At 50.5% G+C, this 9288-nt stretch carries 9 protein-coding genes; 5 read left to right on the forward strand and 4 right to left on the reverse strand.

The window, feature by feature from the left end; all coding sequences use genetic code 11:
- Positions 1–4 precede the first annotated feature (4 nt).
- From B156_RS0117420 to B156_RS0117430, 3 genes are all read left to right on the forward strand, one after another.
- A complete protein-coding gene (locus B156_RS0117420) occupies positions 5–748 on the forward strand; it encodes an SOS response-associated peptidase (RefSeq protein WP_018621050.1) in 744 nt (247 codons plus the stop codon).
- 176 nt (positions 749–924) lie between these two features.
- Complete coding sequence (locus tag B156_RS0117425; protein ID WP_018621051.1) at positions 925–3519, forward strand: TonB-dependent receptor; 2595 nt, start codon at positions 925–927, stop codon at positions 3517–3519.
- A 178-nt stretch (positions 3520–3697) separates the two neighbouring features.
- Complete coding sequence (locus B156_RS0117430; RefSeq protein WP_018621052.1) at positions 3698–4564, forward strand: SDR family oxidoreductase; 867 nt, start codon at positions 3698–3700, stop codon at positions 4562–4564.
- Positions 4565–4789: 225 nt separating this feature from the next.
- Here B156_RS0117430 and B156_RS0117435 read toward each other — a convergent pair whose 3' ends face one another.
- From B156_RS0117435 to B156_RS0117445, 3 genes are all read right to left on the reverse strand, one after another.
- Positions 4790–5356 (reverse strand): 50S ribosomal protein L25/general stress protein Ctc, encoded by a 567-nt coding sequence (locus tag B156_RS0117435; RefSeq protein WP_018621053.1) that lies wholly within the window; start codon positions 5354–5356, stop codon positions 4790–4792.
- 86 nt (positions 5357–5442) lie between these two features.
- Positions 5443–6384, reverse strand: a complete 942-nt coding sequence (locus B156_RS0117440) for a ribose-phosphate pyrophosphokinase (RefSeq protein WP_018621054.1) — start codon at positions 6382–6384, stop codon at positions 5443–5445.
- Between the two features lie 44 nt (positions 6385–6428).
- Entirely contained in the window at positions 6429–6899 is a 471-nt protein-coding gene (locus B156_RS0117445; protein WP_018621055.1) for a redoxin domain-containing protein, read from the reverse strand.
- 104 nt (positions 6900–7003) lie between these two features.
- On the opposite strand from B156_RS0117445, the gene B156_RS0117450 reads away from it, so the two are divergent.
- Positions 7004–7936 (forward strand): ROK family protein, encoded by a 933-nt coding sequence (locus B156_RS0117450; protein WP_018621056.1) that lies wholly within the window; start codon positions 7004–7006, stop codon positions 7934–7936.
- Positions 7937–8115: 179 nt separating this feature from the next.
- Here the strand turns inward: B156_RS0117450 and B156_RS31810 are convergent, their stop codons facing one another.
- Positions 8116–8262: a hypothetical protein gene (locus B156_RS31810; protein WP_018621057.1), complete on the reverse strand. Its 147-nt coding sequence runs from the start codon at positions 8260–8262 to the stop codon at positions 8116–8118.
- Between the two features lie 819 nt (positions 8263–9081).
- Here B156_RS31810 and B156_RS30910 point away from each other — a divergent pair.
- Positions 9082–9288: transposase (locus tag B156_RS30910; protein WP_018621058.1), on the forward strand; the 207-nt coding region annotated here is incomplete at its 3' end.

Genomic DNA, 9288 nt, shown 5'->3' on the forward strand with positions numbered 1-9288 from the left:
GCTCATGTGTTTTCATAAATCGCTGGCCGTTACCGCATCGGAACTGGAAGCCCGCTACGCCGTTAAGTTACCTGATTCGGCTCATTTCGAGCCGGTCTACCATGCCAATGCCTGGCAGTTGCCTGTCTGGCCCATTCTTACCCACCAGGAACCGAACCGGTTGCAGTTTATGCATTGGGGAATGATTCCACCCTGGACTAAAACAGGGGAAGATGCCACCGAAATACGTACCCGAACCATCAACGCCCGCTCCGAAACTATCTACGAAAAACCTTCTTTTCGGTCGGCAGCAAAATCGGGTAAACGGTGCCTGATTCCGGTAACGGGTTTTTACGAATGGCACACGCTGAAGGGGAAAAAATTTCCGTTCTACATCACCATGACCGACCAGAAAATAACATCCATCGCCGGGCTTTGGGATGAATGGGCCGACCCGGAAACGGGGGAGCTGATTAAGACCTACACGCTGCTGACGGGGGAGGCCAACCCGCTACTGGCGGCCATTCACAACACCAAGGAACGAATGCCCTGCCTGCTGACGCAGGAAAGTGAACAAATATGGTTGAACAGTGAGTTGACCGAAACAAACGCCTTAAAACTGTTGGCCGAACCGTATCCGGCCAGCCACATGCATAGCTATAGCATCAGCAAGCGGATAACATCAAGAACGGAGCCAACGGATGTGCCTTTGGTACTGGAACCCGCTACTTACCCGGAATTGAGTACTAACCCGACGTTGTTTTCCTAAGTAATCCGTCCCGTTCGTGTGGGCGACACACCGTTTATGTAGAAGTAGATTATTTGAGGAAATTTGCCCTGATTTTTGCCTGAACACGCTTTATTTTGGGATAATCCCAAGTTTTACCAATTTACAAAAATAGACACCGGCCTACAGGCTGAACCATTTTTTTTAACTTCCTGACTATGAAAAACATACTACCCGCTCTCTTATTCATTTTTACACTGCTAACTCTGCCCGAGGCCGTCAGGGGGCAGATTATTCCGGAAACGCAGGGCAATGGCAAAATAACGGGCATAATTGTCGATTCAACTTCGGGTAAGCCGGTTGAGTTTGCCAGTATTGCCCTGGTTGATATATCAACAAAAAAACCGATTGATGGCACCATTGCCGATGAGAAAGGGGCCTTTACACTGACCAAATTGCCGGAAGGTGATTTCAGACTGCTTATTTCGTTCGTTGGCTACCGGGAAAAAACCATTACCAGCCTGAAACTTGACCGTAGACAGGAAATCAACCTGGGCAATATTAAACTGGCGGCTGATGTCCGGACACTCAAAGAAGTGCAGGTTGTTGGGCAGACAGCTATGGTGGAAGAAAAAGTTGACCGGTTGGTGTACAATGCCGATAAAGATGTTATGTCTAAAGGGGGCGATGCCACCGAGGTAATGCGGAAGGTGCCTCTGCTAACGGTAGACCTGGACGGGAATGTGAGTTTGCGGGGGAGCAGCAACGTGCGGGTATTGATCAACAACAAGCCTAGTACTATCATTGCCAGTAGCGTAGCCGATGCGCTCAAGCAGATTCCTGCCGACATGATTAAAACGGTAGAAGTCATTACCTCGCCCTCGGCTAAGTACGATGCAGAAGGGTCGGCCGGGATTATCAACATTACCACCAAGAAGACGACATTACAGGGGTTTACGCTCAACGTTGATTCCGGCGTGGGCAACCGGGGCAGTAACCTGGGCCTGAATGGTAATCTGCGGCTGGGTAAAGTTGGCTTTAGCCTGGGCGGATTTGGCCGGGCCAATTATAACGTGTTGGGTAACTTTGCCAACACGCAGCGAACCGTAAGTGCCAACGGCCCTATTCTGACGGAGCAAAGTGCCGATACCCGTAGCCAGGGAGCCTTCGGTCAGTATCGGCTGGGCTTCGATTATGACATCAATAAATACAGTTCGCTGAATGTCGGTTTGCGTTACGGTGTTCGGAACAACACCCAGTTCCAGGATAATTTTATCACCAAAACGACCGGTGCCTTCTTCCCGGTGTACAACGCCCGGAACGTGCAGACGAAAGACAATTCAGGAACGCTGGATGCTAACATCGACTATACCCACACCTACGCCAAACCCCAGCAGGAGTTGAGTCTGTCGGCGCAGTATAGCCGCAACAATCGAAATAATAACTTCATCGCCGATATTCTGAGTTCGGCCGATTTTGCCACGATTACGGCCCGCCAGCAGAACCTGAACGATAGTTACAACCAGGAATCAACCCTCCAGGCCGATTACCAGACGCCGGTTGGTAAAAACCAGCAGATCGAGTTTGGGGGGAAGGGGATTTTTCGGCAGGTAGAGAGCAACTACAGCTACCTGCTGGCCTCCGGTAACGGGGCGTTACAAACTGATTTTTTGCGGCCTGCCAACACCCTCAATTATGATCAGAACATTGGTGCAGGGTACTTTTCGTACCTGATTACCACCAAAAATAAGTATTCTATAAAAGCCGGGATGCGTTTTGAACACACCACAATCAAGGCCTTCTTCAGCCAGAGCCAGACAACGGGTGAGCAAACCGTACAGGCAGGGCAGGATCTGGGTATCCCAAGTTACAACAACTTTGTGCCAAGTATCAACATATCCAAGACGCTGAAAGGAGGAAAAACCATTAAACTGGCCTACAACCGCCGGTTGCAGCGCCCCGGCATTCAGTTTCTGAACCCGAACATCAACGCATCCAACCCCACGAATATCACGCAGGGTAACCCTTTGCTGTCGCCCGAACTGACGGACAATTATGAGTTCAGCACCAGTGCGTACGTGAAAAATGTGTACCTGAACGTGTCGTTATTTGCCCGGCAAACGAACAACTCCATCAACAGCGTTCGCGACACGGTCCGGACGAGTGTGGGACAGGTGAATAACCCCGCCCTGGCGCAGGTTATCCGGACAACCTACCTGAACATTGGCCGTGAGTCGGCGTACGGTACTAATATTTTTGGTAACGCCACGCTGTTCTCAAAGTGGCAGATTGGCGGTGGACTGGAAATGTACTACGCTTACATAACTAATAACAATGCCGCATCCATCTACCAGGCCACTAATTCCGGTTTCGTCGTATCCGGACGTTTGTTTACCAACCTCTCGCTCAAAAACGGCTGGGGCGTGCAGGGCTTTGCCTTTGCCAGAGGAAAACAGGTGCAGCTACAAGGGTACGATGGTGGATTTGCGTTTTACAGCCTCGGTGTAAAGAAAGATACGAAAAACAAGCGGGGGAGTTTCGGGATTGCGGCCGAAAATTTCTTTAACTATCCATTTACGAGACGCTCCGAATCATCGTCGCCCATTTTCTCCCAGAGCAGTCTGACAAGTCAGTACAACGCCGGTGTTCGGGTTAATTTCAGCTATAAGATTGGCAAGCTGACCTTCGATGACGGTCAGCAGAAAAAGGGCAAGTCCATCAACAACGACGACGTGAAAGGAGGAGACGCCGGTGGTGACCAGCAGCAGGCTCCCCAGCAACCCGCTGCCGGTGGTACCCGTCGGCCCCGGTAAAAAGTAAGCGTCATTCAGCCAGTGGGGGTTATCTCCTTACCAGTTAATCAGGTAGGGAAGTGACCCCCACTTATTTTGCCCGCTGCATCATAAAAAGGGTTTGCAGTAAACAATCGCCGTGTACAAAGCGATTCATAGGGGTAATACGTATTACTCAACACTAGAAACTTATTCTTTGATGGAACCACTCGATTATCCAAAAGCGGAAGAACTTAACAGTAAAGTACAGGGATTTCCGGCCATTCAGGCCAAAATGACCCCTGAACCCGATAGTGACCTGACAAACTATCAGGCTGCCGGCAAGTTAAAAGGGCAGGTGGCTATCGTGACCGGGGGGGATTCGGGCATTGGCCGGGCTGTGGCCGTCGCCTTTGCCAAAGAAGGAGCTTCGGTGGTGATTTCCTACCTGGCAACTGAAGAAGTAGACGCGCAGGAGACGAAGCGGCTGGCCGAGCAGTTTGATGGCCGATGCCTGACGCTGGCAACCGACGTTCGCAGCAAAGCGAAGTGTCAGGAGGTAGTCGATAAAACCATCGCTGAGTTCGGAAAGCTCAATATTCTGGTCAATAACGCGGCTTACCAGCACATTGTCGAGAAGATTGAGGATATCACTGAAGAGCAACTAAGCCGGACCTTCGAAACCAATATTTACGGGTATTTCTTCATGGTACAAGCCGCGTTGCCTCACCTGCACGAAGGTGATGCCATTATTAATACAGGGAGCATCGTGGGTAAGAAAGGGCAGCCCAAACTGGTGGATTATGCCTCGACAAAGGGTGCGATTCACGCGTTCACCATGTCGCTGGCAACGCAACTGGGTGAACGTAAAATTCGGGTCAATGCAGTACTGCCCGGGCCAATCTATACGCCGTTTTTGCCGGGTGCCGGTATGGGACCGGACGGCGTTGTTGAAGCGGCTAATAAAACAATCCTGCAACGGCCCGGTCAGCCCGAAGAACTGGCCCCGGCATACGTACTGCTGGCCTCCAACGATGGGTCATACATTACCGGTAGTCTGCTGGACGTGAACGGTGGCAGCGCTTAAACGGGCAGGCTGAGAGTGGGAATGGGTCCCGGAAAGCCAAATTTACTGGTCATCCGGGACCCATTCTCGTTTAGCGTATGGATGGATGGGGCGTATAGCAGCAGGAATTTAACAAGCTGACGGGTACACCCAAACGAGCCCACTGAAAACAATACTACCCGGCCAGAGAACTGGCCGGGTAGTATTGTAAATCTATTAGTGTATTAAAACAAACGGACAACCAACTTACTTGGCAATCGTGCCCCGAAGTGCCCGTGGGATTTCGATGCTGGCTACCGGGTTTGATGCCTGTTCGAGCATCTCGATGTTTTTAACCGAAATCTGACTCACCCGTACGGATTTGCCTAACTCAAGGTTGGATACATCGACATCAATAAAATCAGGAATATTTTCGATACTCCCTTTCACCCGCATTTTCCGAACGCGGGTTACCAGTTTACCCCCTTTTTGAACACCCGGCGCTGTACCGACCAAACGAACCGGAACCGCAATCTTGACGGGTTTTTTGTCCGTCACCAGCAGGAAATCGGCGTGAATCAGCGCGTCACTAACTGGGTGAAACTGCGTTTCCTGAAGAATAGACCGATAAATGGTGCCTTCGATATTCAGTTCAACTTCAAAAATATTGGGTGTATAAATTAAGTCGCGGAATAGAATAGCCGGCGCGTAAAAATGCACCTGCTCATTGCCCCCGTACAACACACACGGAACATTGCCCTCGGCCCGAATCGCTTGTGATTCCGTGCGGCCGAGATTCGCTCTTTGATACCCTACAATCTCGAGTTTTTGCATAATAATTAATTTAAAGAGTGAAAGGGCGAGAGAGCGAGAGAGTGAAAAAGACAAAACGCTCTTTCACTCTTTCAGTCTTTCGCTCTTCAATATTTTATAAACAGTGAACTAATAGATTCATGGTCTCTGATGCGGCCAATAGCTTTGGCGAATAACTCCGCCACCGACAGCACTCTTATTTTTTCGTTGGTTTGCTGCATGGGCAGGGTATCGGCCACCACCAGTTCTTCCAACACGGAATTACCGATTATGTCGTGGGCTTTGCCCGACATAATCGGGTGCGTACAAACCGCCCGCACCGACGTTGCTCCTTTGTCCATAATGATCTGAGCTGCCTTAGCCATCGTTCCACCCGTGTCGATCAGGTCATCCACCAGTACCACGTTGGCCCCTTCTACGTCTCCAATAACCTGCATCGACGCAATTTCGTTGGCCCGTTTGCGGTGCTTGTCGCACAGTACGATGTCGGCGTTAAAGTGCCGGGCAAACGTACGGGCGCGGTTGGCTCCCCCCACATCCGGCGAGGCAACGACCAGATTCTCCAGTTCCAGGCTCTTGATATACGGCACAAAAACGGACGTTCCTTCGAGGTGATCGACCGGAAAGTCGAAAAATCCCTGAATCTGTCCTGCATGCAAATCAATCGTCATCAATCGGTCGACACCCGAGGCTGCCAGCATATTGGCCACCAACTTAGCCGCAATAGACACGCGGGGCTTATCTTTCCGATCCTGACGGGCATAGCCGAAATACGGAATTACCACGGTTACGTAATGCGCCGAAGCCCGGCGGGCCGCGTCGACCATCAGCAGCAGTTCCAGCAGATTGTCGCCCGGAGGAGGGGTAGACTGAATCAGGAATACATCGCATCCCCGTACCGACTCCTCAAAACTCGGCGACATTTCGCCATCGCTAAACCGGCGACAGGTGTACCCGCCCAGATCTTTCCCGTAGTAGTGTGCGATTTTCTCGGCCAGGTAGGTTGATTCACTGCCCGAAAAGATCTTAACCGGATTAAACGACGCCATGGTACCAGACAAATTTCCCGCAAAGGTACGAAAAAAAGAGCGCGTTATCCCTTAAGCGCGGAAAGTGTTTCCTGAATAGCCTGAAAACTGGGTGTGTCACCCGCGCTTTCGAGCACTTCGGCGTGCCGGATACTTCCTTTGCCGTCCACCACGAAGGCAGACCGTTTGCTCACCCCTTTCAGATTCATGGCAAAGGTTTCGTAGTAGGATTCATATGCCTGCGACACTTCCTTGTTAAAATCGGATAGTAAATCGAATGGCAGTTTTTGTTCTTCTTTAAATTTAGCCAGTGTAAACGGCGAATCCACCGAAATACCCACTACATCGGCGTTCAGGTTTGCGTAGGTTGCGATGTTGTCACGCATTTCGCAAAGTTCGGCGGTGCAGACGCTGGTGAAGGCCATCGGGAAGAATAAAATCACCAGATTTTTACCCTGGAAATCGTGAAGAGAAATTTCTTTCTTGTCCGTGTTGAACAAGGTGAAATCGGGGGCTTTCTGACCAACCGTGAGCATAGTTTTTATACGTTAAAATGGACTGTCGCTAATTTTTCTCCTGTAAAGCTACGGGCCGAAGTGAATAAAATCGTAAATCGTAATTCCTAAATCCTTCATCATCTATGAAATCATACTGGGGTGTTGACCTGGGCGGTACTAAAATTGAAGGGGTAATCCTCTCTGCATCCTCGCCCGATGCCGTCGTTATTCGACAGCGAATCGACACGGAAGCCCACGAGGGCTACGACCACATACTGAATCAGATTGTCCGACTCGTAGACAGGCTCAAAGCCGAAACGGGGTTACAACCCCAGCACATCGGTTTCTCGACTCCCGGCACCTTCGACCCGGCGCGGCAGGCTATGAAAAACTGCAACACCACCGTGCTGAATGGCAAGCCGCTGAAACAGGATTTGAGCCGTCTGCTGGGTGTACCCGTCGCACTGGCCAATGATGCCAACTGCCTGGCCCTGGCCGAAGCCACGATGGGTATAGTGCCCGATATTGTGCCCGACTACCAGACCGTGTTCGGTGTCATTATGGGGACCGGCGTGGGGGGCGGTATTGTGGTACGGAACACATTCAAAAAGCCCTACAAGCGCCCTTTTGTGCTTAATGGTTTACAGGGACTGGGGGGCGAATGGGGGCATAATATTCTGGAAGAAAATGGTCATGCCTGCTATTGTGGCAAACGGGGCTGCGTAGAGCAGGTCATCTCTGGCCCGGCTCTACAGCGGTACTATAAGCAGGTGAATGGGCAGGACCATTCGATGCAGGAAATAATAAAGCAATATCAGTCAGGAAATGATCTGGTAGCCAGCCAGACGGTGAACCGGTTGCTGGAGTTTTTTGGCCGGGGTATCGCCACTATTATCAACATGCTGGACCCCGATGCCATCGTGATTGGCGGGGGACTGGGTAACATCGACCTGCTGTACACCGAAGGCGTGGAACGGGCCAGAAAATACGTTTTCAACAGTCGCGAGATACACACCCGTTTTCTCAAACCAAAACTGGGCGACAGCGCGGGCGTTTTTGGAGCCGCTATGCTATGAGGAAGCATGTGACGCTTGGTAAAGGATAGCCTATAAGCTGACTGTTCGATAGCGGTTGAGACCGGAGATCAACCCTATGTTGGTCAAATTTGTAGCGAGGACGGTCGGGGCAAGGCAGTAGCCGGGCGTGTTTTCAGGACGCTCAAAAACGAGTGGATAATCCTATACCAAAACGACCCTTATTTTCTGACTTTAGGAGCCTGAAGCGGGGAGGTTATGCCGGTTTCGCCTTGCTCATACTTAGGAACTTTGGCCGCACCGGGGGCTTTAGGCGCTTTAGTTGCCACTTTCTTGATATTCTTGGTTCTCTTGTCCTGATTACCCATGGTATACGATTAATAATTGAAAACGAACTGGTTAAAGGCACGCTGTTATAAAACTTACTATAGCTGACTAACGCTCTGCTTGGTCCGCGTCAGGCCGTGCTATCCGATTTAACTCTGGCACGTAAAGGGAGTTGAGCGAGTAAAACGCGGGAAGTAGGCAGATGGGTAATCTTGCCGGGTTTATCAAACAGTTGCGGCAGTGGCCGGGTAGTCGATCATCTCCTGCGACATCTGACTGCCGATTAGCACGCACCCAGCAAGGCTGGCATCGGTTAAACACGTTTACGCACTGAATGATTACGAACCCGGCCTTTATTTACTGATACTAATTTGTAAGCAGTCCACAGGGTAAATTGTTCGTCAATACGGTATCAGCCTCTTCACACCCGGTATCAGAACAGTGTTGGAGAATCTATTCATCCTATTTCTGAAAGTCCTGTTGCCCTGGCTGACCTGTTCAATGCTGGTCAACCAGCGCACTAACTCAACATAAATGCTGGCCGACATGACGGGTACAGCAGTATTTACCAATTCGGGGAAGTACTGGTCATTCAGGTTGAACAGGCATAGGCGTAATACTTTTGTGTTTAGCTACTATTCGCTGAATAGCTAAACCGGGGTCTTCTGTGGACCGCTCCCCAGCTGGAATAACCCCTCAATAATTTTACCCGTCGCATTACGCCCACGTACCACCAGTGGAGGAGCGGACTTCTTCGGCGATTTAAGACAGTAGAATAAATCCAGTAGTATTGGAAAACGGGCGTGGCTGTTGCACAACTCTACTTAGGGATTTAAGTGGCCTTTTCTGTATCTTGAGGTATGCAAGGCAGAAAAGAATATATCGAAAAGCAAATCACTTGTTTTCAGCTGTCCAGCCGCGTCCCTAAGCACAACTTCTACCGTCGGCTAAAGGAGACGCTCGACCTGACCTTTATCTATAAGGCCACGAAACAGCTTTATGGCCAGACTGGAAACCCTTCCATTGACCCAGTCGTATTCTTTAAGTTCATGCTCATCGGTTGCCTG

Source organism: Spirosoma luteum DSM 19990, from assembly GCF_000374065.1.
Classification (GTDB): Bacteria; Bacteroidota; Bacteroidia; order Cytophagales; family Spirosomataceae; genus Spirosoma; species Spirosoma luteum.

Bases quoted from the DNA above. Each gene is read 5' to 3' on its own strand.
- B156_RS0117440 (WP_018621054.1), bottom strand. From the start codon at position 6,384: ATGGCGTCGTTTAATCCGGTTAAGATCTTTTCGGGCAGTGAATCAACC.
- B156_RS0117435 (WP_018621053.1), bottom strand. From the start codon at position 5,356: ATGCAAAAACTCGAGATTGTAGGGTATCAAAGAGCGAATCTCGGCCGC.
- B156_RS31810 (WP_018621057.1), bottom strand. From the start codon at position 8,262: ATGGGTAATCAGGACAAGAGAACCAAGAATATCAAGAAAGTGGCAACT.
- B156_RS0117425 (WP_018621051.1), top strand. From the start codon at position 925: ATGAAAAACATACTACCCGCTCTCTTATTCATTTTTACACTGCTAACT.
- B156_RS0117450 (WP_018621056.1), top strand. From the start codon at position 7,004: ATGAAATCATACTGGGGTGTTGACCTGGGCGGTACTAAAATTGAAGGG.
- B156_RS0117430 (WP_018621052.1), top strand. From the start codon at position 3,698: ATGGAACCACTCGATTATCCAAAAGCGGAAGAACTTAACAGTAAAGTA.
- B156_RS0117420 (WP_018621050.1), top strand. From the start codon at position 5: ATGTGTTTTCATAAATCGCTGGCCGTTACCGCATCGGAACTGGAAGCC.
- B156_RS0117445 (WP_018621055.1), bottom strand. From the start codon at position 6,899: ATGCTCACGGTTGGTCAGAAAGCCCCCGATTTCACCTTGTTCAACACG.